Below are 25,374 nucleotides of genomic sequence, written 5' to 3'. Positions count from 1 at the left end.
TTAACGTACCTTCAGCGTTGCCAGGCCAATCAGCACCAGCATCAGCGAAATAATCCAGAAGCGCACAATGACGCGCGGCTCCGGCCAGCCTTTCAGTTCATAGTGATGGTGAATAGGCGCCATACGGAAGATGCGCTGTCCGCGCAGCTTGAAGGAGCCGACCTGTAAAATCACCGACAGGGTCTCAACCACAAACACGCCACCCATGATCACCAGCAGGAATTCCTGACGCAGCAGCACAGCAATAATGCCAAGCGCGCCGCCCAATGCCAGTGAACCAACGTCACCCATAAAGACCTGCGCCGGATAGGTGTTGAACCACAGGAAGCCCAGCCCTGCGCCGACAATCGCCGTACAGACAATAACCAGCTCACCCGCGTGACGCAGATAAGGGATGTGCAGGTAGTTCGCAAAGTTCATGTTACCGGTCGCCCACGCCACCAGTGCAAAACCGGCGGCTACAAAGACGGTTGGCATAATGGCCAGGCCATCCAGACCGTCGGTCAGGTTCACCGCGTTACCGGTACCCACAATCACGAAGTAGGCCAGCAGGATATAAAACAGCCCCAGCTGTGGCATCACGTCTTTAAAGAACGGCACGACCAGCTCGGTCGCTGGCGTGTCTTTACCTGCCAGATACAGCGCGAAGGCCACGCCCAGCGCAATCACCGACATCCAGAAATATTTCCAGCGCGCGATCAGCCCCTTGGTATCTTTGCGAACGACTTTACGATAATCATCAACAAAACCGATGATCCCATACCCCACCAGTACCGTCAGCACACACCAGACATACGGGTTGGACGGGTACGCCCACAACAGCACGGAAACGACAATGGCGGTCAGGATCATGATCCCACCCATGGTCGGCGTACCGCGCTTGCTGAAGTGCGATTCCGGACCGTCGTTACGCACAACCTGACCGAAAGAGAGTTTTTGCAGACGGGCAATCATGCGCGGGCCCATCCACAATGAGATGAACAGCGCAGTCAGCAGGCTGACGATGGCGCGAAACGTCAGATAGGAAAAGACGTTAAAGCCTGAATAATATTTGACCAAATGTTCGGCCAGCCAAACTAACATGTCCCGTTCTCCTGTAATGCGTGCACAACCTCTTCCATGGCGGCACTACGTGAACCTTTCACTAACACTGTCACAATTTGTTTTTCTGTAATTAATGCCTTAAGGCGCTCAATCAACGCGGCTTTATCGGCAAAATGTTCACCAACGCCGCTGGCCTGGCTAATCGCCTGGCTCAGTTTTCCTGCGCTCAGGACGCAGTCCAGCCCTGCCGCTTTCGCCGCTTCCCCTACCTGGGTATGACAGGCTTCGCTTTCGTCGCCCAGCTCTGCCATATCACCGACCACCATGATGCGGTAGCCCGGCATCTCCGATAACACCTGCACCGCCGCCGTCATGGAGCCAACGTTCGCGTTGTAGGAGTCATCCAGCAGCAGTTTGTTTTCCGCAAGCTGGACGGGGAACAGGCGTCCCGGGACGGCTTTTAAGTTTGCCAGCCCGTTTTTAATTGCCTCATGTGATGCGCCCACCGCGGTCGACAACGCCGCTGCCGCAAGGGCATTGGCAATGTTATGGCGGCCCGGAAGCGGCAACAGCACATCCACGCCCCCTGTTGGGGTCATGAGCGTGAATTCCGTACCCTGCGACGTCACATGAATATTGGTCGCGGTAAAATCACTGTTGGCCGCATTTGGCGAGAAGCGCCAGGTTTTACGCGAGCCAATGATGCTCTGCCAGTTCAGCCAGTCATTGTTATCGGCATTCATAATGGCAATGCCGTTTGCCGGCAGACCGGTGTAGATCTCACCTTTCGCTTTCGCCACACCTTCCAGTGAACCAAAGCCTTCCAGATGCGCAGCCGCCAGGTTATTAACCAGCGCGGCTTCCGGGCGAGTCAGGCTCACGGTCCAGGCGATTTCCCCCTGGTGGTTAGCTCCTAACTCGATCACGGCAAATTCATGCTCTTTGGTCAGGCGAAGTAATGTCATCGGCACGCCGATGTCATTATTGAGGTTGCCCGCGGTGTAAAGCGTATTGCCGCACTGACTCAGGATTGCCGCCGTCATTTCTTTCACGGACGTTTTGCCGGATGACCCGGTCAGGGCGACGACGCGCGTCGGCACCTGCTGACGAACCCAGGCAGCCAGTTCACCGAACGCGAGACGCGTATCTTTCACCACAATCTGTGGCAGATCGCTATCCAGCTTGCGGCTAACCAGCAGCGCACCGGCGCCATTTTCTTTGGCGTTATCCGCAAAATCGTGCGCATCAAAACGCTCCCCTTTCAGGGCCACAAACAGACAGCCGGCGGTGACTTTGCGGGTGTCCGTCGTCACAGCATCAATGGTGCGATCCTGACCATACAGGTCGCCCTGCAGGATTTGAGCCGCCTGGCTTAATGAAAGGCTAATCATGCCACGACTCCCAGCAGACGTGCTGCCGTTACGCGGTCCGAGTAGTCCAGACGGCGGTTGCCGACAATCTGATAGTCTTCATGACCTTTACCCGCCAGCAGAACAACATCGTTCTCCTGAGCCTGCATGATGGTGTTCGTCACGGCTTCCGCACGGCCTTCCACGACGCGAGCACGGCCCGCGTCCAGCATGCCCGCCAGAATGTCATTGATGATGGCGCGCGGCTCTTCCGTACGCGGGTTGTCATCGGTGACAACCGGAATATCCGCGAACTGTTCCGCAATAGCCCCCATCAGCGGACGTTTGCCTTTATCGCGATCGCCGCCGCAGCCAAACACGCACCAGAGTTTACCGGTGCAGTGCAGACGCGCCGCTTCCAGCGCTTTTTCCAGCGCATCCGGCGTGTGGGCATAATCCACCACGACGGTAGGCTTGCCAGGGGCACTAAACACTTCCATACGGCCACAAACCGGTTGCAAACGCGCGGCAGTTTTAAGCAGTTCAGCCATCGGATAACCCAGCGCCAGCAGCGTCGCCAGCGCCAGCAGCAGGTTGCTGACGTTAAACGCCCCCATCAGACGGCTTTCAATTTCACCTTCCCCCCAGGAGGAGGCAAAGCGGATCGTCGCCCCGCTGTCGTGATAGTGAACCTCAACCGCTTTCAGCCAGCGACCATGGCAGTTCGGATTAATATGATCTTCCATCGACACCGCAACCGCGTCCGGCAGCGCTGCCAGCCAGCGGCGACCGACGTCGTCGTCGGCGTTGATGATGGCTTGTCCGTAATGGTGCGTGGAGTAAAGCAGCCATTTTGCGGCTTCGTAATGCTCCATATCACCATGATAATCAAGATGATCGCGGCTCAGGTTTGTGAACACCGAGGCGGCAAACTTCAGTGCCGCTACGCGATGCTGCACCAGACCGTGCGAAGAGACTTCCATCGCCGCAAAGGTGGCCCCCTGCTCTGCCAGACCGGCAAGGACATGCTGTACGTCAACCGCGGAGCCGGTGGTATTTTCTGTCGGGATGACTTTGCCCAGCAGGCCGTTACCGACAGTGCCCATGACTGCGCCGGTCTCACCCAGTAACTGGGCCCACTGCGCCATCAATTGCGTGGTGGTGGTTTTTCCGTTTGTCCCGGTCACGCCCACCAGACGCAGCTGGTCAGAAGGCTCATGATAGAAACGCCCCGCCAGCGCGGAAAGACGCTCGTTTAACTGGCTGAGATAGATAACCGGCACACCGTGCATTTCACGGATCTCGCCGTCAGTTGCCTCATCTTTGGCCTCAGCAATAATGGCAGCAACACCTTGCGCAATCGCCTGCGGGATATAACGACGCCCGTCCGCCTGATGACCGACCACCGCCACAAAAAGATCGCCAGAAGCCGCTACGCGGCTGTCCAGTACCATCTCTCGCAGTGCTCGCTCCGGTGCATTTGGCACCCACGGAGCGAGAAGGTCGCGCAAATTACGATCTGCCACCTGTACCCTCGCCTTGATTAATTACAAATTCACTTTTTTCGCCCGTCGCCAGCGCATCCGGTTCAACGTTCATGGTGCGCAATACGCCGCCCATGATGGCGCCAAACACAGGCGCAGAGACGGCGCCGCCGTAGTATTTACCCGCCTGTGGATCGTTTATCACGACCACCAGCGCAAAACGCGGATTGCTTGCAGGCGCAACGCCTGCGGTATAGGCAATGTATTTGTTGATGTAGCGGCCGTCTGGCCCCACTTTTTTCGCTGTACCGGTTTTGATGGCGATGCGATAGCCTTTAATCGCCGCCTTCACGCCACCACCGCCAGGCAGCGCCACGCTTTCCATCATATGCACGACAGTGCGAACGATAGATTCCGGGAAGATACGCTCGCCCGGAACCGGTGGATCAACTTTGGTAATCGACAGCGGGCGATAGACGCCGTAGCTGCCAATCGTTGCGTAGACTCGCGCTAACTGTAACGGGGTTACCATTAGCCCGTAGCCGAAAGAGAAGGTGGCCCTCTCTATGTCAGACCACCGTTGTTTTTGAGGATATAAGCCACTGCGTTCTCCGACCAACCCCAAATTGGTCGCCTTTCCAAGTCCAAAACGTGAGTAAGTCTCTACTAACGCTGAGGACGGCATCGCTAACGCCAGCTTTGAAACACCGACGTTACTCGACTTCTGTAACACCCCGGTCAGGGTCAATTCGCTGTAGCGCGCCACGTCTTTAATCTCGTGGCCGTTGATACGGTATGGGATCGTGTTCAGAACCGTGTTTTCATTGACGATACCGCGTTGCAGCGCCGTCATCACGACCATCGGTTTTACCGTGGAGCCGGGTTCGAACACGTCGGTAATGGCCCGGTTACGCATCGCATCTTTGGCGGTACCGGTAAAATTGTTCGGGTTGTAGGACGGGCTGTTGGCCATCGCCAGTACTTCACCGGTGCTGACATCCACCAGCACGGCGCTGCCTGACTCCGCCTTGTTGAATGCCACAGCGTTGTTCAGCTCGCGGTAGACCAGCGCCTGCAGACGTTCGTCAATACTCAGGGCCAGGTTGTGTGCCGCCTGGCTGTCCGTAGACGAGATATCTTCGATAACGCGCCCATAGCGGTCTTTACGCACGATTCGCTCACCAGGCTGGCCGGTGAGCCACTTATCGAAGCTTTTTTCAACGCCCTCAATCCCCTGGCTGTCGACGTTGGTAAAGCCAATGAGGTGAGCGGTTACTTCGCCGGACGGGTAGTAACGGCGTGACTCTTCACGCAGATGAATACCCGGCAACTTGAGTTTGCGGATGTAGTCTGCCATGTCAGGGTTAACCTGACGCGCCAGATAGATAAAACGCCCTTTCGGGTTGGCATTAACGCGGGAAGCCAGCTGATCGAGCGGCATTTTCAGCGCATCAGACAGCGCTTTCCAGCGATTGTCGAGCGTGATCCCCCCCGCGTCGTGCAGCTCTTTCGGATCGGCCCAGATCGCCTTCACCGGCACGCTCACCGCCAGAGGACGGCCAGAACGGTCGGTGATCATCCCGCGGGAAGTGGCGACTTCCTGGACACGGAGGGAACGCATGTCCCCCTGGCGTACCAGCATGTCAGGCGCGACGATTTGTAACCAGGCCACGCGACCCAGCAGGAAACCCAGCGCCAGTAAAATGCAGCCGCAAAGCAACGCAAAACGCCAACTGATAAAGTTGGCCTGTTCTTCCTGACGTTTTGGTTTTAGCGTTTTTGCCGCTGCTCTCATGCGTCGCGTTTTCCCTTATTTTTGTACTACGATATTTTCCTGGGAAGGATCAACATGCTGCAGTTGCAGCTTTTCCGTTGCGATCCGTTCAACCCGGCTGTGATCGCCGAGCGCGTTTTCTTCAAGGATCAGATTTCGCCATTCAATATCCAGCGCATCGCGTTCCAGTACCAACTGCTCGCGTTGCGCAGTCAATAAACGTGTATGGTGAGCGGTGGTCACCACCGTAACTGCCGTAACAATGATGCAAATGAACAGGCAGAGTGGCAGTTTCCCGAACCGCAAAAGATCGTCGCCGATCACGCCAGGCAAGGCATGGCGCTCGTTGCTTCCTAACGAATCCTTAACTTTGCTGAGGGTCTCTGTCACTCTGCCGATCATGCGTTCGTCCTCTCTGCGACACGCAGCACTGAACTACGGGCACGTGGATTCTCTGCCACCTCTTCTTCGCCCGGCATCAACTTGCCTAGTGCTCGCAACTGACGGCCACCCAGCTTCCTGAGTTGTTCTTCCGTCATCGGCAGCCCCGCTGGCACCTGTGGACCGCGACTTTGTTCACGCATAAAGCGTTTCACAATACGGTCTTCCAGCGAATGGAAGCTGATGATGGATAACCGCCCACCCGGGGCCAGCACGTCGAGCGAGCTTTTTAGCGCCAGCTCTATTTCCTCCAGTTCACTGTTTACCCAGATGCGAACCGCCTGGAAGGTACGGGTCGCGGGATGTTTGTGTTTGTCCTTCACCGGCGTCGCCGCCGCGATCACTTCGGCCAGCTCTTTGGTGCGAGTCATTGGCTCAATGCGGTTGCGCTCAACAATGGCGCGCGCAATACGTTTGCCAAAGCGCTCTTCGCCAAAGGTTTTGATGACCCATGCAATATCCGCTTCGTCAGCGGTCTGTAACCACTCAGCGGCAGACTGACCACGGGTCGGATCCATGCGCATGTCCAGCGGACCATCACGCATAAAAGAGAAGCCGCGTTCAGCATCATCAAGCTGAGGTGAAGAGACGCCAAGATCGAGAAGAATTCCGTCGATCTTGCCCGTCAGGCCGCGCTCAGCAACGTATTCCGCAAGCGCAGAGAAAGGTCCATGCACGATGGAAAAACGTGGATCATTGATGGTCTGTGCAACGGCAATCGCCTGCGGATCGCGATCGATTGCCAGCAGACGTCCTTCCTCACCCAGCTGGGAGAGGATCAAACGCGAGTGGCCACCGCGACCAAAAGTGCCATCAATGTAGATGCCATCCGGACGAATATTCAGGCCGTTAACAGCCTCGTCCAGTAACACCGTTTTATGTTTATAATTTTCCATCATATTTATAGAGACAAGTCCTGCAGCCGTTCCGATAATGTCGCGGAATCAGACTGCTCAGCGTCGATATCTTCCTTGACCTGTTGATACCAGGTCGTTTCATCCCACAGTTCAAATTTGTTGAACTGCCCGACCAGCATCACTTCTTTGGTCAGACCGGCATGTTGCCGTAATACAGGCGCAATCAATAATCGCCCTGCGTTATCCATCTGACATTCACTGGCATGTCCCAATAACAACCGCTGCACGCGGCGTTCCTGCGGGTTCATGCTCGACAGTCGCGACAGCTTTTGCTCAATAATTTCCCATTCAGGCAGGGGGTAAAGCAGCAGGCAGGGGGAGTTAATGTCAATGGTGCAAACCATTTGACCCGCAGCGTTCTCAATCAGCTGGTCGCGGTATCGGGTTGGTACCGATAAACGCCCTTTGCTGTCGAGATTGACTAACGTTGCTCCACGGAACATGCCAGTCTCACCCCTCCTCACCACTTTAACCCACAAATTCCCACCTAAAGGAGTTTACGGAGCGAGGGAAAAGCTTGTCAAGCCAGGACTCTCCCTGTAAGGACCCGAAAGCCCTCTATTTACAGAGATAAACACTCCTGGTTAATAACTGCACAACTGGCGAGGCAAAATTAACGTTATGAATATTTGTAAGAAAAAAACCGAATATGCACACTAGCGTTAAAGCTCACTCAATATCATCGCAGATAAATATAAAGTGTCAGTTTGCGACGCGGGCAGCATTTTATGACAGATTCTCAGGGGATAACAGTGCCAGATTCACCAGGACACACGGTAAACGCGGCGGTTAGCAGGTCAGCTGTCAAAGGAAGAGAAAAAACGTCTGAATATTCATCGACCGAAGAGGGTTTGTAACAAAGTAATACAAAAATAGCCGATTAAAAAGGCTCAGTCGTTCTTAAAAGGACAATTTAAGCGTCAGAATGAATTAAGAAAAATAGCAGATTATGATCCCTCAAGAATTATCCTAATTTCTCTCCGGGAATTATCTTCCCGAATTATCACAACAAAATGGGGCAGATTTCTCCGCCCCGAACATTTCATTTATGACGGCTTAAAATTCCGCGATGGTAGAGATTACGTTTGATACGCGTCAGGCCTGGCTTCGGTTTACGAGGCTCATCCAGACTCGCCAGCACAATCTCAAGCACGCGTTCAGCCACATCACGATGACGCTGTGCTACCGCCAGCACCGGGCACTGGAGAAAGTCCAGCAGCTCGTTATCGCCGAAAGTGGCAATGGCCAGGTCGGAGGGGAGCTTGCCTTCACGCCGTAAGGTCACATCCATTACCCCTTGCAGAAGTGCAAAAGAGGTAGTGAACAACGCCTGAGGCATCGGGTGCGTCTCCAGCCATTTCTCGAACAACTGCGCAGCGGCTTCACGTTCGTAGCTGTTGGCATAGAGGTAATGCACCTCGCGCGGATCGTCTTTCCAGGCGGTTCTGAAACCCTGCTCACGCAAAAAACTCACAGAAAGCTCAGGCAGCGCGCCAAGATAAAGCACGGTTTCCGCCGGGAACGTTCTTAGCTCAGCGGCCAGCATTTCTGCATCATCCTGATCGGCACCCACTACGCTCGTGAAATGCTCGCGGTCCAGGGCGCGATCCAGCGCGACGATCGGGAACGGGTCGTTCGCCCAGCGCTGGTAGAACGGATGCTCTGGGGGTAAGGAAGTCGACACGATAATGGCATCGACCTGACGCTGGAGCAGATGCTCAATACAGCGCATCTCGTTATCGGGCTGATCTTCCGAGCAGGCAATCAGCAGTTGATAGCCGCGCTGGCGCGCCTGGCGCTCAAGGTAGTTGGCGATACGGGTATAGCTGGTGTTTTCCAGGTCCGGGATCACCAGACCAATAGAGCGGGTGCGCCCGGCGCGCAGGCCGGCTGCGACAGCATTCGGATGGTAGTTATGTTCACGAACCACCGCCATAACTTTTTCAACGGTCTTATCGCTGACACGGTACTGTTTTGCTTTACCGTTAATCACATAGCTGGCCGTTGTTCGTGACACGCCGGCTAGCCGGGCGATTTCATCCAGTTTCACAATTGCCCCTTAAAAAAAGAAAAGAGTCCATGGCCCTGTCAAGGTTATGGTTAAATCTTTTAACATCTAAACGCAGAAAAGCCTTCGCGGCAACCGCTTTTATCTGCGTTGTCGGCTGATTACGCAAAAAAAAGCCCGGCTTTGGTGACCGGGCAGAAAGAGGCGAACCTTTTTGACAACTAACGCATGATTTTCTCGCCGCGTGACAGACCCACTACACCCGATCTCGCCACCTCAACAATTTTGGCTACATCCCGCACGGATGCCAGGAAAGCATCCAGCTTGTCGCTCGTCCCCACCAACTGCACCGTATAAAGAGAAGGCGTGACGTCGATAATCTGTCCGCGGAAAATATCCGCATTGCGTTTGACTTCTTCACGCCCGTAGCCACTGGCCTGAATTTTCACCAGCATGACCTCACGTTCAACGTAGGCCCCCTGCCCCAGCTCGCTCACGCGCAGTACGTCGACCAGTTTATGCAGCTGTTTTTCAATTTGCTCAAGGACTTTCGCGTCGCCGACGGTCTGGATCGTCATACGCGACAGCGTTGGGTCATCCGTCGGGGCGACAGTCAGGCTTTCAATGTTATAGCCGCGCTGTGCAAAAAGCCCAATGACGCGCGACAGGGCGCCAGACTCGTTTTCCAGTAAAACAGACAATATCCGGCGCATATCAGGTTCTCTCCGTTTTGCTTAACCACATTTCATCCATACCCCCACCACGAATATGCATCGGATAAACGTGCTCGGTGCCATCAACAATGACATCCATAAAGACGAGGCGGTTGTTTTTAACGTGTTCAAGCGCTTCTGCGAGCTTCGTTTCCAGCTCAGCCGGCTCAGTCACACGCATGCCAACATGGCCGTATGCTTCAGCAAGACGAACAAAATCCGGTAGCGATTTCATGTATGACTGTGAATGACGGCCAGAATAGATCATATCTTGCCACTGCTTCACCATGCCGAGGTAGCCGTTATTCAGGTTCAGCACGAGAACCGGCAGTTCATATTGCAGCGCAGTCGACAGCTCCTGAATGTTCATCTGGATACTGCCATCTCCGGTCACGCAGACGACGGTTTCATTCGGCAGCGCCAGCTTAACGCCCAGCGCGGCGGGCAGACCAAATCCCATCGTTCCTAAACCACCCGAGTTGATCCAGTGTCGCGGTTTATCAAATGGATAATACAGGGCGGCAAACATCTGGTGTTGTCCTACATCGGAGGTCACATATGCTTCACCTTTGGTCAGCCGCCACACCGCTTCGATAACCGCCTGCGGCTTAATGTTTTCACTGTGCGTGTCATATTTCAGACACTGACGCGCACGCCACTGTTCAATCTGCTGCCACCAGTCGCGGATCTCATCCAGCGGCTGGGTAGCACTCTCCTGCCCCAGCAGCTCCAGCATTTGTTCCAGGACCTGTCGGGCATCCCCGACGATCGGCACGTCAGCCGACACCGTTTTTGAGATTGACGTCGGATCGATATCAATGTGCAGGACGGTCGCGTTCGGACAATACTTCGCCAGATTGTTGGTCGTGCGATCGTCAAAGCGCACGCCTACGGCAAAGATCACATCAGAATGGTGCATCGTCATGTTGGCTTCATAGGTGCCGTGCATGCCCAGCATACCCAGTGCCTGACGGTGGGTGGCGGGAAATGCCCCCAGCCCCATCAGCGACGATGCAACAGGAAGGTTAAGCTTTTCAATGAGTTCACGCAGCTGGACTTCGCAGGCAGCATTGATCGCGCCGCCACCAACATAGACAACCGGTTTTTTAGCTGCCAGAAGCGTTTGCAACGCGCGCTTAATTTGACCTTTATGGCCTTGCGTGGTTGGGTTGTAGGAACGCATGCTCACCGATTCCGGCCAGACGTAAGGCAGTTTGTTGGCCGGGTTCAGGATATCTTTAGGCAGATCGACTACGACCGGCCCCGGACGCCCGCTTGCCGCCAGCCAGAAGGCTTTTTTCAGTACGCCTGGAATGTCTTCGGTTTGCTTGACCAGGAAGCTGTGCTTCACTACGGGACGCGAAATCCCGACCATGTCGCACTCCTGAAACGCATCGTAGCCAATCAGTGAGGTTGCCACCTGCCCGGAGAGGATCACCAGCGGAATAGAGTCCATATACGCCGTTGCAATGCCGGTAATGGCGTTTGTCGCGCCGGGACCGGACGTGACTAAGACCACGCCCACTTCACCCGTCGCACGCGCCAGGCCGTCAGCCATGTGGACCGCCGCCTGCTCGTGACGTACCAGAACATGGTCAATGCCCCCAACCGTATGCAGCGCATCATAAATATCAAGGACCGCGCCGCCAGGGTAGCCGAACACTTGCTTCACGCCCTGGTCGATCAGCGACCGGACGACCATTTCCGCGCCAGACAACATCTCCATGCTTTGCCTCCAGGCATTGTGTTACAGACGGACTGCCGAAATCATTTCCGCACCGTCTTATGATTGGGATAAACCAATCTTATATTTTTGCAGAGTGTTCTTTACCTTAACCGCTCGTTTTGTGGCAGGCAATTAGCAAACCCGGGGAGACAATCGGTGCCAGAAGCAGAAAAAGCAGCCGTTAACGGAAGATATGGTTAATTCATCTGAGAATGGAGGATGGGATGACGAATCATCGCTGAAAAGCGCGACAATGCAGGAAATCATCTATTTTTGCGAACCAGACAGCCGCCCGAGAAAAAGCACAACAGAATAAAATATCACTACGCTTAATAAACACAGGATAAACCACATAACCTGATGCGATTTATCCTGATGCGTTTACCGGCGACAAATGCTAACAAGTAACTCTTCCATCCACTGATGACCTTTATCCCGCCCCGCCGCTTCATGCCAGGAGAGATAGCAGGTTCGGCTATTAAGCTTAAGCGGCAGTGGCAAAATTTGCAGATTTAAGGGCTCAGAAAACTCTTCTGCCAGCCAGCGTGGCGCAATGGCCACCAGGTGTGTCTGGGAGACCACATTTAATACGCTGACCATCGCCATGCCCTGATAGGCTACACACGCCTGTTTATCCGCCGTGTCATACCACGGCAGGCTAAAAGAAGCGTACCTGTCGAGAGCAACAACGGCGTGCTGCTCGTTATAAACATCACTTTCTCGTAGCGGAGAAGTCAGGCGCGGATGTTTTTTACTGGCGACCAACACCATTTCATCTTTAAACAGCGGTACGCAGGAAAATTCAGGCCGGCGGAACTCTTCATATCCCAGGACAAATTCGATCTCCTGATAACGTAGCTGATGTTCGGTGTTTTGATTAAGAGAGGATTTAAAGACCAAATTGATATTCGGCGCGATCTCTTCCACCTTATTATATATTATCGACGTTAAATAATTATCTAATGGGCTACAGACACAAAGATGAAAAACGCGTTCGCTGCTTAAGGGTTCAAAACCCGAGCCCGGCAGCTCATTTTGTACCAGCTGCAGCGCCTGGCGGATTGAGCCGAATAGCTGGAATGCACGCGCCGTGGGCTGAATCCCCCTGCCATAGCGGACGAACAGTTCATCGTTAAACATAACCTTGAGCCTGGCGACGGCATTACTGACCGCAGGCTGTGACATCCCCAACGTTTGTGCCGCGCGGGTGATATTCTGTTCCTGCATGACAGCATCAAACACCGTCAACAGATTCAGGTCCACGGTACGTAACTGCGGTTTAATCCCATCAGCAGCTTGAGCTTGTTTAATATTATTTTCTGGCACTTCAGACTCCACTGTCACGCTACACTCCCTTTGCCAACGCATTGTAATAATCTCGAAAAATATGATTTATCATGCAAATATGACCAGCGAAAGAGAATTGTTTAAAATTCGGAATATATAAAGACACTAAAAGAACGGCAATAAAAGGCGTAAATGATATGTTTAACTTTAGGATTGAGATGAAACCATAAACCAAACAAATATACAATTCCCCGAGAGTTAATGATGACTTAAGTATTATTAAACTGTTATTACCGCTGCACCTCATTACGTTAACAGGCTGTTATTCACACTCTTTTACCGAAAGGCCTGAATTGATTCATCGAACTTATAACTTAATGATATTAAAACCCTTTACGCCTGCAACACACTTAACAACGGCACCTTTCCGGTTTAAACAAATTATTTTTATTTAATTCTGCAACCTTTTTTTAAGTCCAAAAATAGACAATTAAACAGGTCAAAAAACACAAAACCAGCACAATTAGCTAAAGCAAACAGACTGCACGTATTGGCTGTCAGCGCCGTTTTTATCCTCAGGGGTTGACATGAACGGGCGTATCCAGTACCACTAAAAGCATATTGAATTTAACGGAGCACGATTCATGATTCGCACCATTCGTTTCACCGGTCTACTACTACTAAACGCATCCACTGTGCGCGGTAGACTGGCGGGCGAAATTCAGCGTTGAATCGTCACCAGTAAGACTAAAACCCGCGCCATTGCGCGGGTTTTTTTATGCTCGTAGCAAGGCGCCCTAAGACTGACAAGGACCTAACCCATGAGCCAGCAAGTCATTATTTTCGATACCACTTTACGTGACGGTGAACAGGCATTACAGGCAAGCCTGAGTGTTAAAGAGAAACTGCAGATCGCGCTGGCTCTCGAACGTATGGGTGTCGACGTGATGGAGGTCGGTTTCCCTGTCTCGTCTCCGGGTGATTTCGAATCCGTACAGACCATCGCCCGCACCATCAAAAACAGCCGCGTCTGTGGCCTGGCACGCTGTGTAGAGAAAGACATCGACGTCGCAGCCGAGTCGCTGAAAGTCGCCGAAGCGTTCCGTATCCATACCTTTATTGCGACCTCGCCAATGCATATCGCGACCAAATTGCGCAGCACGCTGGATGAGGTAATTGAACGTGCCGTGTATATGGTTAAGCGCGCACGCAACTATACCGATGACGTTGAATTCTCCTGTGAAGATGCAGGCCGTACGCCAATTGAAGACCTGGCGCGCGTGGTGGAAGCGGCCATCAACGCGGGCGCAAAAACCATCAATATCCCGGACACCGTCGGCTACACCATGCCATTTGAATTCTCCAGCATCATTACCGGTCTGTATGAGCGCGTACCGAATATTGATAAAGCCATTATCTCCGTTCATACCCATGACGATTTAGGCCTGGCCGTCGGTAACGCCATCGCCGCGGTACATGCTGGCGCACGTCAGGTTGAAGGGGCGATGAACGGCATCGGTGAGCGCGCAGGTAACTGCTCGCTGGAAGAAGTGATCATGGCGATCAAAGTGCGCAAAGACATCATGAACGTGCACACCCGCATTAATCACAACGAAATCTGGCGCACCAGCCAGACCGTCAGCCAGATTTGCAACATGCCAATTCCGGCCAACAAAGCCATTGTCGGAACTGGCGCCTTCGCGCACTCCTCCGGTATTCACCAGGATGGCGTGCTGAAAAACCGCGAAAACTACGAAATCATGACCCCGGAATCTATCGGTCTGAATCAGGTGCAGTTGAACCTGACCTCGCGTTCCGGGCGTGCGGCGGTGAAACACCGTATGGAAGAGATGGGCTATAAGGACAGCGATTACAACATGGATCAGCTGTACGACGCGTTCCTGAAACTGGCCGACAAAAAAGGTCAGGTGTTCGACTATGACCTGGAAGCGCTGGCCTTTATTAACAAGCAGCAGGAAGAGCCGGAGCACTTCCGTCTGGATTACTTCAGCGTCCAGTCCGGCTCCAGCGACATCGCCACGGCGTCCATCAAACTGGCCTGCGGGGATGAGATTAAAGCAGAAGCGGCTAACGGTAACGGCCCTGTCGATGCCATCTACCAGGCGATTAACCGCGTCACCGAATATGACGTTGAGCTGGTGAAATATGACCTGACGGCCAAAGGCCACGGCAAAGATGCGCTGGGGCAGGTGGATATCGTCGTCAATTACAACGGCCGTCGCTTCCACGGCGTAGGTCTGGCGACCGACATCGTGGAATCTTCCGCCAAAGCGATGGTGCATGTCCTGAACAACATCTGGCGCGCCGCCGAAGTCGAGAAAGAGTTGCAACGCAAAGCTCAGAATAAAGAGAACAACAAGGAAACCGTGTAATGTCGAAGAATTACCATATTGCTGTGTTGCCGGGTGACGGTATTGGCCCGGAAGTGATGGCACAGGCGCTGAAAGTACTGGAAGCCGTTCGCGCGCGTTTTGCGATGAAAATCACCACCAGCCACTACGATGTGGGCGGTATTGCGATTGATAACCACGGCACGCCATTGCCGAAAGCCACCGTTGAAGGCTGCGAAAATGCCGATGCCGTGTTGTTTGGTTCCGTCGGTGGCCCCAAATGGGAACACCTGCCGCCCGCAGAGCAGCCCGAGCGTGGTGCGCTGCTGCCGCTGCGTAAGCATTTTAAGCTGTTCAGCAACCTGCGTCCGGCGAAGCTGTATCAGGGGCTGGAAGAGTTCTGCCCGCTGCGCGCGGACATCGCCGCAAATGGGTTCGATATTCTGTGCGTGCGTGAACTGACCGGCGGGATCTATTTCGGTCAGCCCAAAGGACGTGAAGGCAGCGGCCAGCATGAAAAAGCGTTCGATACCGAGGTGTATCACCGTTTCGAAATTGAACGTATCGCTCATATCGCGTTTGAGTCTGCGCGCAAGCGCCGTCATAAAGTGACCTCTATTGATAAAGCGAACGTGCTGCAGTCTTCCATTTTATGGCGCGAGATCGTCAGTGAAGTCGCTAAGCAGTACCCGGACGTTGAGCTGTCGCACATGTACATCGACAACGCGACCATGCAGTTGATCAAGGATCCTTCGCAGTTTGATGTCCTGCTGTGCTCCAACCTGTTCGGGGACATTCTTTCGGACGAGTGCGCAATGATCACCGGCTCGATGGGCATGCTGCCATCCGCAAGCCTGAACGAAGAAGGGTTTGGCCTGTACGAGCCGGCAGGCGGTTCCGCCCCGGATATCGCGGGCAAAAACATCGCGAACCCGATTGCGCAGATCCTCTCTCTGGCCCTGCTGCTGCGCTACAGCCTGGATGCAGGCGATGCGGCAACCGCAATTGAAAACGCCATTAACCGGGCGTTAGAAGAAGGCGTCCGTACCGGTGATTTAGCACGCGGCACGGCGGCAGTCAGTACTGATGAAATGGGCGACATTATTGCCCGCTATGTCGCGCAAGGGGTGTAATCATGGCCAAAACCTTATATGAAAAATTGTTTGATGCGCACGTTGTTTACGAGGCACCAAACGAAACCCCGCTGCTGTATATCGACCGACATTTGGTACACGAGGTGACCTCTCCTCAGGCATTTGACGGCCTGCGTGCGCACAAGCGTCCGGTACGTCAGCCGGGAAAAACCTTCGCCACGATGGATCACAACGTTTCCACCCAGACCAAAGACATTAATGCCTCGGGTGAGATGGCACGTATCCAGATGCAGGAGCTGATTAAGAACTGTAACGAGTTTGGCGTTGAGCTTTACGATCTGAACCACCCTTATCAGGGCATCGTTCACGTGATGGGACCTGAACAGGGGATTACCCTGCCGGGCATGACCATCGTCTGCGGTGACTCCCATACCGCGACCCACGGTGCGTTTGGCGCCCTGGCGTTCGGGATTGGTACCTCTGAGGTTGAACACGTGCTGGCAACACAGACCCTGAAGCAGGGCCGCGCCAAAACCATGAAGATTGAAGTGAAGGGTAAAGCTGCGCCGGGTATTACTGCAAAAGATATCGTGCTGGCGATCATCGGTAAAACCGGCAGCGCGGGCGGTACCGGCCACGTGGTGGAATTCTGCGGCGAGGCTATCCAGGCGCTGAGCATGGAGGGGCGTATGACCCTCTGCAACATGGCCATTGAGATGGGTGCCAAAGCCGGTCTGGTCGCGCCAGATGAAACGACCTTTAACTATGTGAAGGGGCGTCTGCACGCGCCGAAAGGTCAGGATTTTGACGACGCGGTGGCGTACTGGAAAACCCTGAAAACCGACGACGGCGCAACCTTTGATACCGTCGTCACGCTGCAGGCAGAAGAGATTGCACCTCAGGTGACCTGGGGCACCAACCCGGGCCAGGTGATTTCCGTTAACGACACGATTCCTGACCCGGCGTCCTTTACCGATCCGGTGGAGCGTGCCAGTGCGGAAAAAGCGCTGGCCTATATGGGCCTGAAGCCCGGTGTACCGTTAACCGACGTGGCCATTGATAAGGTATTTATCGGTTCCTGCACCAACTCCCGTATTGAAGATTTACGGGCGGCTGCAGAGATTGCCAAAGGCCGCAAAGTGGCGCCGGGCGTGCAGGCGCTGGTCGTTCCAGGCTCCGGTCCGGTGAAAGCTCAGGCGGAAGCCGAAGGTCTGGATAAGATCTTCATCGAGGCAGGTTTCGAGTGGCGCCTGCCTGGCTGCTCCATGTGTCTGGCGATGAACAATGACCGCCTGAATCCGGGCGAGCGTTGCGCTTCCACCAGTAACCGTAACTTTGAAGGCCGTCAGGGCCGCGGTGGGCGTACCCACCTGGTCAGCCCGGCAATGGCCGCCGCTGCGGCAGTCACCGGCCATTTCGCCGATATTCGCAGCCTGAAATAAGGAGACAATCATGGCAGAGAAATTTACCCAACATACCGGCCGGGTTGTCCCCCTGGACGCCGCTAACGTCGATACTGACGCGATCATTCCGAAACAGTTTCTGCAGAAAGTAACGCGTACCGGTTTTGGTGCCCACCTGTTTAATGACTGGCGTTTCCTGGACGACAAAGGCGAAGTGCCGAATCCCGAGTTCGTTCTGAATTTCCCGGAATACAAAGGGGCCTCCATTTTGCTGGCGCGGGAAAACTTCGGCTGCGGCTCATCCCGTGAGCACGCGCCCTGGGCACTGACCGACTACGGTTTTAAAGTGGTTATCGCCCCAAGCTTCGCGGACATCTTTTACGGCAACAGCTTTAACAACCAGCTGCTGCCGGTCACGCTGAGCGACGAACAGGTCGATGAACTGTTCGCGCAGGTTAAGGCGAATCCGGGGATGTCGTTTGAGGTGGATCTGGAAGCAGAAGTGGTTAAAGCGGGCGATAAAACCTACCGCTTTAGCATCGATGCGTTCCGTCGTCACTGCATGCTGAACGGTCTGGACAGTATTGGTCTGACCCTGCAGCACGAAGATGCCATTTCAGCCTACGAGAAAAAACAGCCAGCGTTTATGGGCTAAAGGCAATGGCCCGCAAATAGCGGGCCATTGATAAGGGTGCGTTGAGGCTCAACCGCTCTGGCGAGGCGGGGCAACGTCCCCCGCCAATACCGCTAACGTTTTGCTTCGTAAGCCAACACTGCCGCCAGCTCCGTTTTCTCCTGTCTGAAGTGCAACTCGCACAGCGAGTCGCGCACCATCCAGGTGAAGATCAACAGCGTCGTACAGATCAGAAACAAACCTAACAGCAGAGTACGTTTTGGCATTCCAGCCTCCTTATTGCTTTTCGGCAATGAAGAGACTAACCTCGCAATGTTGGTTGTGAAGTTGGTCTCCCCATCAGTTTATTGATGTGGGACTCTCCACTGTTTGCCTCTTGCGAAAGCCTGAGGCAAACAGCCTCAAGCACCCGCCACGCACTCTATTCCCCTTCTTCGTACCTGTCAGAAAGTCGTTCCATTTCGTGAAGCCGTCTTCCAGAATCAAACGTCTTTGACCCGGCAGGTCAGCCCAAGCGTAACCACCGAAATCGCCGCCATCATCCAGTACACCGAGGCATGTCCGTAACTTTGCGCCAGCGCCCCCTGAATCACGCCCGCCAGGATCACCCCGGTCGAAATACTGTTGGTAAAAAGCGTCGTTGCCGAGCCCGCGCGGCCAGGCATTAAGTCCTGGAACCAGAGCATGCCAATACCGGCGACAATGCCAATAAACACAGCGTTGAACAGCTGCAGCGCCAGTAACGCTTCGCGCGAATGAAAAAGGATCAGTCCCGCGTAAAACAGTACCCCAGCCGCCACCGCCACGATCATCATCCGACGCTTTCCGAAACGCTTGACGTAGTAACCCGCCAGAATCATTGCCGGAATTTCCAGCCCGGCCGCGGTCCCCATTAAGATCCCGGCGAGCTTGTCCGGCAAGCCCAGATCGCTGCTGATCCACAGCGGCATATCGATGATGTACATGGTGTTGCAGGTCCACATCAGCGTGGAGGCAATAAACAGCATCCGGACGTTTTTGTCCTGCCAGCCGCTCACCTCGGTGATGGGTTTATCCGTCGTCTGTTCAACGCGGGCCACGGACGGCAGGGCAAAGGCGATCAGGAGCAGACTGATGGCAAAAATCCCTGCGGCGATAGAGAACATGGCGGTAAAGCCATAGTTCAGTGCCAGCATAAAGGCCAGCGGCGGGCCAATGACCCACGCCAGCGAGAGCTGCGCACGCATCACTGAGCTGAACATCACCACTTCCCGCGCCGAGTTATCGGCATATTCCCGGGCCAGGGCGAACAGCTGCGGCATGGCGGTGTTCGCCAGCGAGGCCAGCAGCACGCCACAGGTAATGAGCGTCAGGTAGTGCCGATTGAAAGCAAAGAGCAGCGCGTTACCCACGGCCATGGCGCAGCAAAAGAGGATCAGCTTACGACGATCGCCCTGGCTGTCCGAACGTTTCGCCAGCGCGAGACTGACCAGGATCCCGGCAACGGCGTTGACGGTATAAAACAGCCCCACCCAAAACGGCTGCGCGCCCACCTCGCGGCTGAGAAAGAGGCTCAGCGTCGGTGCCTGCAGCGCCCCCGCCACGCCCATCATAAAGGCCACCAGCATAAAAGCGGCATAGACGCCATTCAGGCGTCGCCCCATCGTCATCAACCAGAGCATGCGCAAGTCCTTGTGAAAGCGGATCAAAACCGGGTGAAAGAATAAACGAAAAAAGCCAGCAAAAACATTTTGCTGGCGGGTGATAAGCACCAATACTCAGTCACACATGATCGAGGCGAGTTAGCGAGAAGAGGTCGGTTTCGTAACATCCCACTGCATCAGCTCTTCCAGTATTTTCAGCCGTTGCTCTGCACACTGGCGGGCCAGCCAGGACGTTCCTTTTGTCGCTGAAAAATAGTGCTGATAAAACTGACGTGCGGTAGACCTCTTCATAATTTACCTCCTCACTTCATCGGTAAGGATTATTGGCTTAATATAGGGATTAATAAATTGCTGATTTTTTGTCAGGAGTTCCCCTTTTATGCCTTCTGGTCGACTGCAACAACAATTTATCCGCCTCTGGCAGTGCTGCGAGGGGCAATCGCAGGAGACCACGCTGAACGAGCTGGCCGACCTGCTGAGCTGCTCCCGCCGCCATATGCGCACGCTGCTCAATACCATGCAGCAGCAGGGCTGGTTAAGCTGGGAAGCGGAGGCTGGACGCGGCAAACGATCGCGCCTGACCTTCCTCTATACCGGGCTGGCGTTGCAGCAGCAGCGCGCCGAAGACCTGCTGGAGCAGGACCGAATTGACCAGCTGGTGCAGCTGGTGGGCGATAAAGCCGCGGTGCGCCAGATGCTGGTTTCCCATCTCGGACGCAGTTTCCGCCAGGGCCGTCACATCCTGCGGGTCCTCTACTATCGCCCGATGAAAAACCTGTTGCCCGGCACGGCCTTACGCCGCTCAGAAACCCATATGGCCCGACAAATCTTCAGCGGCCTGACGCGGATAAATGAGGAAAATGGGGAACTGGAAGCAGATATCGCTCACCACTGGCAGCAACTTTCCCCGCTTCACTGGCGCTTTTTTTTACGCCCCGGCATCCACTTTCATCATGGCCGCGAGCTGGAAATGCACGACGTCATCACCTCTCTGGAACGCGCCCGCACGCTGCCGCTCTACTCGCATATTTCGCGCGTCCACTCGCCAACGGCATGGACGCTGGATATTGAGCTTTCACAGCAGGACCAGTGGCTTCCCTGGCTGCTGGGCTATGTGCCGTCAATGATTTTGCCCGGCGAGTGGGAATCGATGAACAATTTTGCCAGCCTGCCGATAGGTACCGGGCCCTACGCCGTCTCCCGCAATAATAACAACCAGCTGAAAATCCGCGCGTTTGATGACTACTTTGGCTATCGGGCACTGATCGACGAAGTGAATGTGTGGGTATTACCGGATCTGAATGAAGAGCTGAGCGCCGGCCTGACGCTGGAAGGTCCAACCACGGGAGAAAAGGCCGTGGAGAGTCGCCTGGAGGAGGGATGCTACTATCTGCTGTTCGACAGCCGCACCCACCGCGGGGCCAACCCGGCCGTCCGTAAGTGGATCAGCCATATACTGTCCCCTTCCAACCTGATCTACCATGCGGAAGAGCAGTATCAGACCTACTGGTTCCCGGCGTACGGCCTGCTACCGCGCTGGCACCATGCCCGCCCGGCGCACGCCGACAAACCTGCTGGGCTGGAGTCCATCTCACTGACCTACTACCGCGAGCATGTGGAGCATCGTTTTATCGCCAGGATCATGACCAGACTGCTGGCAGCGGAAGGCGTCAGGCTGGAGATCAGGGAAGTGGATTATCACGAATGGCACCAGGGGGAGATAACCAGTGATATCTGGCTGAACAGCGCCAACTTCACCCTGCCGCTCGATTTTTCATTATTCTCGCACCTTTATGAAGTCCCGCTGATCCAGCACTGCATCGATCGTGACTGGCAACAGGATGCCGCCCGGTGGCGTGCGGGCGAGATGAATCTTGCCGTATGGTGCCAGCAGCTACTGGCTGAACAGGCGATCGTTCCCTTGATCCACCACTGGCTGATGATCCAGGGACAACGCAGTATGCGAGGCCTGCGGATGAATACTCTGGGCTGGTTCGATTTCAAATCGGCCTGGTTTGCCCCGCCGGAACCATAACGCTTTCGTAATATTCACCAAATCATTACAATACCGCCGTTCTCAACGGGGTGCTGCATCACAGATGTGCGCTGAGATAATACCCGTCGAACCTGATCCGGATAACGCCGGCGAAGGGATTTGAGGCTGTCGCTCAAAATCCTTTGCCACTCAACCCTGAGGTGCAAAGTGTTAAAAAAAGTTCTTCCCCTGCTGGCGCTGTTTGCGCTGCCTGCTTTAGCTAAGCCCGTTCTGACGGTCTACACCTACGACTCTTTCTCTGCCGACTGGGGTCCTGGCCCGGTCATCAAAAAAGCCTTTGAAGCGGACTGCAACTGCGAACTGAAGTTCGTGGCGCTGGAGGACGGCGTTTCCCTGCTCAACCGTCTGCGCATGGAAGGAAAAAACAGCAAAGCGGATGTGGTGCTCGGGCTCGATAACAACCTGCTGGAGGCCGCCTCGCAAACCAACCTCTTTGCCAAAAGCGGCGTAGCGGCAGAAGCCGTTAACGTGCCTGGCGGCTGGAAAAACGACACCTTTGTGCCGTTCGACTACGGCTACTTTGCTTTTGTCTATGACAAAAACAAACTGAAAAACCCGCCGAAGAGCCTGAAAGAGCTGGTGGAAAGCGACCAGAAATGGCGTGTAATTTATGAAGACCCACGCACCAGTACGCCGGGTCTGGGCCTGCTGCTGTGGATGCAAAAAGTCTACGGGGACAAAGCGCCCCAGGCGTGGCAGAAGCTGGCCGCCAAAACCGTGACGGTGACCAAAGGCTGGAGCGAAGCCTATGGCCTGTTCCTGAAAGGCGAAAGCGACCTGGTGTTGAGCTACACCACCTCTCCGGCTTACCACATTATCGCCGAGAAGAAAGATAACTATGCCGCCGCTGATTTTGCTGAAGGGCATTATCTGCAGGTGGAAGTGGCCGCGCGTACCGCCGCCAGCAAACAGCCGGAGCTGGCAGAAAAGTTCCTGAAATTTATGGTATCACCCGCCTTCCAGAACGCCATTCCGGCAGGGAACTGGATGTATCCCGTCACGAATGTTGCGCTACCTGCAGGGTTCGAGCAGTTGACCAAACCAAAAACCTCGCTGGAATTTACGCCGCAGCAGGTCGCCGCGCAGCGTGCAGCATGGGTAAGTGAATGGCAACGCGCCGTCAGCCGTTAATTCCCGGCTGGTTACTGCCCGGGCTGCTCGCCGCCAGCGTGATGGTGGCGGTCAGTCTGGGTGCCTTTCTTGCGTTGTGGTTTAACGCGCCAGAGAGCGACCTGCTCGCGCTCTGGCACGACAGCTATCTCTGGCACGTCATCCGTTTTTCATTCTGGCAGGCGTTTCTGTCTGCCCTGCTGTCGGTCATTCCGGCCATTTTTCTTGCGCGCGCGCTCTATCGCAGGCGTTTCCCCGGCAGGCAGGCCCTGCTGCGCCTGTGCGCCATGACCCTGATCCTGCCCGTGCTGGTGGCCGTTTTTGGCATTCTGAGCGTTTACGGCCGCCAGGGCTGGCTGGCCTCTCTGTGCGGCCTGCTTGGTTTTGAATGGACCTTCTCGCCTTACGGGCTGAAAGGCATTTTGCTGGCGCACGTGTTTTTCAATATGCCGATGGCGACACGCCTCTTTTTGCAGGCGCTGGAGAACATTCCCGGCGAACAGCGTCAGATTGCCGCCCAGCTTGGTATGCGCGGCATCTCATTCTTCCGCTTTGTCGAATGGCCGTGGCTGCGCCGCCAGCTCCCGCCCGTAGCGGCATTGATCTTCATGCTCTGCTTTGCCAGCTTTGCTACCGTGCTTTCACTCGGCGGCGGGCCGCAGGCCACCACCATTGAGCTGGCGATTTACCAGGCGCTGAGTTACGACTACGATCCTGGACGCGCCGCGCTGCTGGCGATAGTCCAGATGACGTGCTGTCTGGCTCTGGTCATGCTCAGCCAGCGCCTGAGTAAAGCCATTCCCCCGGGCAGTAATCAGATAGCGGGCTGGCGCGATCCGCAGGACAGCCTGCACAGCCGCATCTCCGATTTTCTCCTGATTGCGCTGGCGCTGGCGCTGCTGCTGCCGCCGCTGCTGGCCGTTATCATTGACGGTCTGAACCTCAATCTTCTGTCCGTTCTGCAACAGCCTGTCCTCTGGCAGGCCACCGGGACCTCGCTTCGCATTGCGCTGGCGGCCGGGCTGCTGTGCGTCATGCTGACCATGATGCTGCTGTGGAGCAGCCGTGAACTCTATGCCCGGCACGCCCGAAAGGCCGGACACGCGCTGGAGCTGACAGGCATGCTGATTCTGGCCATGCCAGGCATCGTGCTGGCGACGGGCTTCTTCCTGCTGTTCAACAGCACCCTCGGCCTGCCGGACAGCGCTGACGGCATTGTGATCTTTACCAATGCGTTAATGGCCATCCCTTACGCGCTCAAGGTACTGGAAAACCCGATGCGCGACGTCAACAGCCGCTACAGTTTGCTCTGTCAGTCGCTGGGGATGCAGGGCTGGCAACGGCTGAAAGTGGTGGAATTACGCGCGCTAAAACGCCCGCTGGCGCAGGCGCTGGCGTTTGCCTGCGTGCTCTCCATTGGTGACTTTGGGGTCGTGGCGCTGTTTGGCAATGACAATTTCCGTACGCTGCCCTACTGGCTGTATCAGCAAATCGGCTCTTACCGCAGCCAGGACGGCGCGGTTACCGCACTGTTACTGCTGCTGCTGTGCTTTGCTTTATTTACCGTAATCGAAAAACTTCCGGGGCGTAATGTTAAAACTGACTGATGTAACCTGGCTCTATCAGCATCTGCCGATGCGCTTCACGCTCTCCGTGCGCCAGGGAGAGATGATTGCCGTGCTCGGACCAAGCGGAGCGGGCAAAAGCACGCTGCTTAATTTGATTGCGGGTTTTCTGCAGCCGGCGAGCGGATCGATAGTCATTGAAAACCGGGACCATACCCACACGCCGCCCGCAAAACGCCCTGTCTCCATGCTGTTTCAGGAAAATAACCTGTTTACCCATCTGACAGTGCGGCAGAACATTGCTCTCGGGATGGATCCGGGACTCAAGCTGAACGCAGCCCAACGTCAAAAGCTGGAGAACATTGCCACACAGATGGGGATCATCGGGTTTATCGACAGACTGCCGGGCGAGCTCTCCGGCGGCCAGCGTCAGCGCGTGGCGCTGGCGCGGTGTCTGGTGCGCGAACAGCCGGTACTGCTGCTGGATGAGCCGTTCTCTGCGCTCGATCCCGCCCTGCGCCAGGAGATGCTGGCGCTGGTGCAGGACGTCTGTCAGCGCCAGCAGCTGACGATGCTGATGGTGTCGCACAGCATCGAGGATGCCGCACGGATTGCGCCGCGATCGGTAGTGATCGCGGAGGGACGCATTTTGTGGGATGGAGCAACAGAAGCGCTGCTGAGTGGTAAAGCGGGGGCGTCTTCATTGTTGGGCATTCCTGCGGCCTGATGCCCTCACCCTGCCCCTCTCCCATGTACAGTCTGGGGAGAGGGAAAA

23 protein-coding genes and 1 riboswitch are annotated in these 25,374 nt (G+C 55.2%); of the genes, 9 read left to right on the top strand and 14 right to left on the bottom strand.

The annotated features are described in order from the left end of the window. From mraY to leuO, 11 genes are all read right to left on the bottom strand, one after another. Positions 1–1,083 carry a phospho-N-acetylmuramoyl-pentapeptide-transferase gene (mraY, locus tag EKN83_RS05875; protein ID WP_008501985.1) on the bottom strand — a complete coding sequence of 361 codons (1,083 nt, stop codon included), beginning with the start codon at positions 1,081–1,083 and terminating at the stop codon, positions 1–3. Further along, entirely contained in the window at positions 1,077–2,435 is a 1,359-nt protein-coding gene (gene murF / locus EKN83_RS05870; RefSeq protein ID WP_126800498.1) for a UDP-N-acetylmuramoyl-tripeptide--D-alanyl-D-alanine ligase, read from the bottom strand. Before murF ends, mraY begins: the two co-directional genes overlap by 7 nt. Then, positions 2,432–3,919, bottom strand: a complete 1,488-nt coding sequence (gene murE, locus EKN83_RS05865) for a UDP-N-acetylmuramoyl-L-alanyl-D-glutamate--2,6-diaminopimelate ligase (protein WP_025756749.1) — start codon at positions 3,917–3,919, stop codon at positions 2,432–2,434. The genes murF and murE overlap by 4 nt, the downstream gene beginning before the upstream one ends. After that, a complete protein-coding gene (locus tag EKN83_RS05860) occupies positions 3,906–5,672 on the bottom strand; it encodes a peptidoglycan glycosyltransferase FtsI (protein WP_047957749.1) in 1,767 nt (588 codons plus the stop codon). Before EKN83_RS05860 ends, murE begins: the two co-directional genes overlap by 14 nt. A 15-nt stretch (positions 5,673–5,687) precedes the next feature. After that, entirely contained in the window at positions 5,688–6,053 is a 366-nt protein-coding gene (gene ftsL, locus EKN83_RS05855; protein ID WP_025756747.1) for a cell division protein FtsL, read from the bottom strand. Beyond that, the gene (gene rsmH / locus EKN83_RS05850) at positions 6,050–6,991 is read right to left on the bottom strand and encodes a 16S rRNA (cytosine(1402)-N(4))-methyltransferase RsmH (RefSeq protein ID WP_023310390.1); all 942 of its coding nucleotides are present in this window, start codon (positions 6,989–6,991) and stop codon (positions 6,050–6,052) included. Before rsmH ends, ftsL begins: the two co-directional genes overlap by 4 nt. Before the next feature lie 2 nt (positions 6,992–6,993). Beyond that, the gene (gene mraZ / locus EKN83_RS05845) at positions 6,994–7,452 is read right to left on the bottom strand and encodes a division/cell wall cluster transcriptional repressor MraZ (protein ID WP_021240528.1); all 459 of its coding nucleotides are present in this window, start codon (positions 7,450–7,452) and stop codon (positions 6,994–6,996) included. A 599-nt stretch (positions 7,453–8,051) separates the two neighbouring features. Next, a complete protein-coding gene (gene cra, locus EKN83_RS05840) occupies positions 8,052–9,059 on the bottom strand; it encodes a catabolite repressor/activator (RefSeq protein ID WP_014168621.1) in 1,008 nt (335 codons plus the stop codon). A gap of 179 nt (positions 9,060–9,238) precedes the next feature. After that, positions 9,239–9,730: an acetolactate synthase small subunit gene (ilvN, locus tag EKN83_RS05835; protein ID WP_014882536.1), complete on the bottom strand. Its 492-nt coding sequence runs from the start codon at positions 9,728–9,730 to the stop codon at positions 9,239–9,241. A gap of 1 nt (position 9,731) precedes the next feature. After that, positions 9,732–11,456 carry an acetolactate synthase 3 large subunit gene (ilvI, locus tag EKN83_RS05830; RefSeq protein WP_025756746.1) on the bottom strand — a complete coding sequence of 575 codons (1,725 nt, stop codon included), beginning with the start codon at positions 11,454–11,456 and terminating at the stop codon, positions 9,732–9,734. A gap of 381 nt (positions 11,457–11,837) precedes the next feature. Beyond that, complete coding sequence (leuO, locus tag EKN83_RS05825) at positions 11,838–12,824, bottom strand: transcriptional regulator LeuO (RefSeq protein WP_261775527.1); 987 nt, start codon at positions 12,822–12,824, stop codon at positions 11,838–11,840. 563 nt (positions 12,825–13,387) lie between these two features. Here leuO and leuL point away from each other — a divergent pair. The 5 genes from leuL to leuD all read left to right on the top strand — a co-directional run bounded on the left by leuL (position 13,388) and on the right by leuD (position 18,246). Then, positions 13,388–13,474, top strand: coding sequence for a leu operon leader peptide (gene leuL, locus EKN83_RS23665; protein ID WP_071530973.1), 87 nt, complete (start codon positions 13,388–13,390; stop codon positions 13,472–13,474). Positions 13,475–13,564: 90 nt separating this feature from the next. Next, positions 13,565–15,136 (top strand): 2-isopropylmalate synthase, encoded by a 1,572-nt coding sequence (gene leuA / locus EKN83_RS05815; protein ID WP_025758002.1) that lies wholly within the window; start codon positions 13,565–13,567, stop codon positions 15,134–15,136. Next, positions 15,136–16,227 carry a 3-isopropylmalate dehydrogenase gene (leuB, locus tag EKN83_RS05810; RefSeq protein WP_025758003.1) on the top strand — a complete coding sequence of 364 codons (1,092 nt, stop codon included), beginning with the start codon at positions 15,136–15,138 and terminating at the stop codon, positions 16,225–16,227. The genes leuA and leuB overlap by 1 nt, the downstream gene beginning before the upstream one ends. Before the next feature lie 2 nt (positions 16,228–16,229). Continuing rightward, positions 16,230–17,630, top strand: a complete 1,401-nt coding sequence (leuC, locus tag EKN83_RS05805) for a 3-isopropylmalate dehydratase large subunit (protein WP_047957747.1) — start codon at positions 16,230–16,232, stop codon at positions 17,628–17,630. Between the two features lie 10 nt (positions 17,631–17,640). Beyond that, positions 17,641–18,246: a 3-isopropylmalate dehydratase small subunit gene (leuD, locus tag EKN83_RS05800; protein WP_025758004.1), complete on the top strand. Its 606-nt coding sequence runs from the start codon at positions 17,641–17,643 to the stop codon at positions 18,244–18,246. A gap of 92 nt (positions 18,247–18,338) precedes the next feature. Here leuD and EKN83_RS05795 read toward each other — a convergent pair whose 3' ends face one another. From EKN83_RS05795 to sgrT, 3 genes are all read right to left on the bottom strand, one after another. Next, a complete protein-coding gene (locus tag EKN83_RS05795) occupies positions 18,339–18,491 on the bottom strand; it encodes a Hok/Gef family protein (protein ID WP_010427008.1) in 153 nt (50 codons plus the stop codon). Positions 18,492–18,707: 216 nt separating this feature from the next. Further along, positions 18,708–19,886 (bottom strand): sugar efflux transporter, encoded by a 1,179-nt coding sequence (locus EKN83_RS05790; RefSeq protein ID WP_126800497.1) that lies wholly within the window; start codon positions 19,884–19,886, stop codon positions 18,708–18,710. A 120-nt stretch (positions 19,887–20,006) separates the two neighbouring features. Beyond that, positions 20,007–20,159 carry a glucose uptake inhibitor SgrT gene (sgrT, locus tag EKN83_RS05785; protein WP_052685734.1) on the bottom strand — a complete coding sequence of 51 codons (153 nt, stop codon included), beginning with the start codon at positions 20,157–20,159 and terminating at the stop codon, positions 20,007–20,009. 88 nt (positions 20,160–20,247) lie between these two features. Between sgrT and sgrR the strand changes: the two genes are divergently transcribed. The 4 genes from sgrR to thiQ all read left to right on the top strand — a co-directional run bounded on the left by sgrR (position 20,248) and on the right by thiQ (position 25,326). Continuing rightward, positions 20,248–21,903 carry an HTH-type transcriptional regulator SgrR gene (gene sgrR / locus EKN83_RS05780; RefSeq protein ID WP_095449630.1) on the top strand — a complete coding sequence of 552 codons (1,656 nt, stop codon included), beginning with the start codon at positions 20,248–20,250 and terminating at the stop codon, positions 21,901–21,903. A 36-nt stretch (positions 21,904–21,939) separates the two neighbouring features. Beyond that, positions 21,940–22,040, top strand: a riboswitch (TPP riboswitch). Positions 22,041–22,071: 31 nt separating this feature from the next. Beyond that, entirely contained in the window at positions 22,072–23,055 is a 984-nt protein-coding gene (thiB, locus tag EKN83_RS05775) for a thiamine ABC transporter substrate binding subunit (RefSeq protein ID WP_025758006.1), read from the top strand. Further along, positions 23,031–24,641 carry a thiamine/thiamine pyrophosphate ABC transporter permease ThiP gene (gene thiP, locus EKN83_RS05770; protein WP_126800496.1) on the top strand — a complete coding sequence of 537 codons (1,611 nt, stop codon included), beginning with the start codon at positions 23,031–23,033 and terminating at the stop codon, positions 24,639–24,641. Before thiB ends, thiP begins: the two co-directional genes overlap by 25 nt. After that, on the top strand, positions 24,625–25,326 hold the full coding sequence (gene thiQ, locus EKN83_RS05765) for a thiamine ABC transporter ATP-binding protein ThiQ (RefSeq protein ID WP_104556399.1): 702 nt from the start codon (positions 24,625–24,627) through the stop codon (positions 25,324–25,326). The genes thiP and thiQ overlap by 17 nt, the downstream gene beginning before the upstream one ends. Positions 25,327–25,374: the final 48 nt, after the last annotated feature.

The sequence above is a fragment of the Enterobacter sp. WCHEn090032 genome, assembly GCF_003986875.1.
GTDB lineage: Bacteria > Pseudomonadota > Gammaproteobacteria > Enterobacterales > Enterobacteriaceae > Enterobacter > Enterobacter sichuanensis.
Note: the sequence above shows the minus strand (reverse complement) of the source record. Positions and strands in the feature narration are given on the sequence as shown.